Raw genomic sequence first — 2,011 nt, forward strand, 5'->3', positions numbered from 1 at the left:
GAGGGCACGGACATTATATTTCAAAAGGTGGAGATATTAAAGCCTCAATGGCCGAGCTCTTTGGTAAGAAAACAGGAAGCGGGAAAGGGAAAGGAAACTCAATGCATATAGCTGACCTTGACGTTGGTGAGCTGGGAGCAAATGGCATGGTGGGAGGAGGAATTCCCCATGCCGTGGGAGCTGGTTTGGGCATAAAGCTAAATGGTCTCGATAGAGTTGCAGTGGCATTCTTTGGCGATGGTGCTTCCAACCAGCAGAACTTTCATGAAGGAATAAACCTAGCAGCAATATGGAAGCTCCCTGTGGTGTTCGTATGTGAAAACAACCAGTATCAGATATCTCTCCCCTATGACAAGCAGCAGACCATCAAAAGCGTTGCGGAGAGAGGAAAGGCCTATGGTATCCCGGGGGTTAGTGTTGATGGACAGGATGTTCTAGCGGTTTATGAGGTGGCCAAGGAAGCCATTGAACGTGCCAGAAGGGGAGAAGGTCCCACCCTCATAGAGGCTAAGACTTACAGGTTTAGAGGGCATTTTGAAGGTGATCCTCAGGTTTACAGGTCAAAGGAAGAAATAGAATGGTGGAAAAAGAACAAGGACCCGATAAAGCTCTTTGAGCAGAAGCTCCTGGAGAAGGGGATTGTAACAAAAGAGGAGCTCAATGCAATATGGGATAAGGTAAAGAAGGAAATCGAGGAAGCGGTTAAGTTTGCTGAAGAGAGTCCATGGCCCTCAAAGGAGGAGGTTCTTGAAGACGTGTTCTCCACGCCGACCAAGGGGGTGCTAGTATGGCAGTGGTAAGGGAGATTACTTTTGCGCAGGCGCTGAACGAGGCTCTTGACTATGAAATGTCAAAGGATCCAAAAGTTGTGGTTATGGGAGAGGATGTTGGAGTTTATGGAGGAATTTACGGCGTAACCGCAGGGCTCTATGATAAATATGGACCCGAAAGGGTTAGGGACACTCCAATCGCCGAGAGTGGATTTATAGGAACTGCCGTCGGTGCAGCAGCTACAGGTTTGCTGAGACCAGTAGTAGAACTCATGTTCATAGATTTCCTCGGGGTGACCTTTGACCAGCTCTACAACCAAGCTGCAAAGATGAGGTACATGTTTGGAGGGAAAGCCAAGATTTCCATGGTTCTTAGAACCACCTGTGGAGCCGGATTTTCGGCGGCGGCACAGCATTCACAATCGCTTCATGCGCTGTTCTCTCATGTTCCGGGTTTGAAGGTTGTCATGCCCTCAACACCCTACGATGCGAAAGGACTCTTGATTTCCTCAATAGAGGATGATGATCCCGTGATATTCATAGAACACAAGGGACTCTACGCAATTAAGGGAGAGGTTCCAGAAGAGCCATATTCAATACCCTTGGGGGAGGCTGATGTCAAGAGGGAAGGAAAAGATATCACAATCGTTGCAACTGCTGCGATGGTTCATAAATCCCTTGAAGTTGCGGAGAAGCTCGAGAAAGAAGGCGTAAGTGTAGAGGTTGTTGATCCAAGGACAATAGTTCCTCTTGATGTGGACACAATTATCAACTCCATAAAAAAGACCGGAAAGCTCGTTGTAGTTGATGAGGGGTATCCAAGAGCTAGTTTTGCATCGGATATTGCTGCTCTTGCTGCCAGCAAAGCCTTCGATAGTTTAAAAGCTCCCGTAAAGATAGTGACACCACCAGCAACTCCCGTTCCCTTCAGCCCCGCCCTTGAGAGTGAGTGGATACCAAGCACCGAGAAGATTGAGAAAGCTGTGAGAGAGATTCTTTGATCTCTTTCAATTTTTAGAAAAAAAGGAAGTGAAAATTATGGAGAATCCGATATTTACGGATGTGCTTCAGGTTGCTGTTGTTGTGAAAAATTTGGATGAGACTGTGAGAAAATATGCGGATGAATATGGAATAGGTCCGTGGGCTATATACGATTTTAATCCTGAAACAGTTAAGGACATGATAATCCGAGATAAGAGGGAGGACTACGCCATGCGCATTGCCCTGTGCAACATTGGAAA

The 2,011-nt window shown here is 46.7% G+C and carries 3 protein-coding genes; all 3 read left to right on the forward strand.

The window, feature by feature from the left end:
* A partial coding sequence (locus ACXJGZ_RS07235) for a thiamine pyrophosphate-dependent dehydrogenase E1 component subunit alpha (protein ID WP_456398828.1) occupies nt 1–800 on the forward strand: 800 nt, incomplete at its 5' end.
* Entirely contained in the window at nt 788–1,771 is a 984-nt protein-coding gene (locus tag ACXJGZ_RS07240; protein WP_456321925.1) for an alpha-ketoacid dehydrogenase subunit beta, read from the forward strand. The genes ACXJGZ_RS07235 and ACXJGZ_RS07240, both read left to right, overlap by 13 nt.
* Before the next feature lie 37 nt (nt 1,772–1,808).
* Nucleotides 1,809–2,011, forward strand: a 203-nt coding sequence (locus ACXJGZ_RS07245) for a hypothetical protein (RefSeq protein WP_456398831.1), incomplete at its 3' end; no start/stop codon positions are given.

The organism is Palaeococcus sp. (in: euryarchaeotes), assembly GCF_053987695.1.

Bases quoted from the DNA above. Each gene is read 5' to 3' on its own strand.
- ACXJGZ_RS07240 (WP_456321925.1), top strand. From the start codon at position 788: ATGGCAGTGGTAAGGGAGATTACTTTTGCGCAGGCGCTGAACGAGGCT.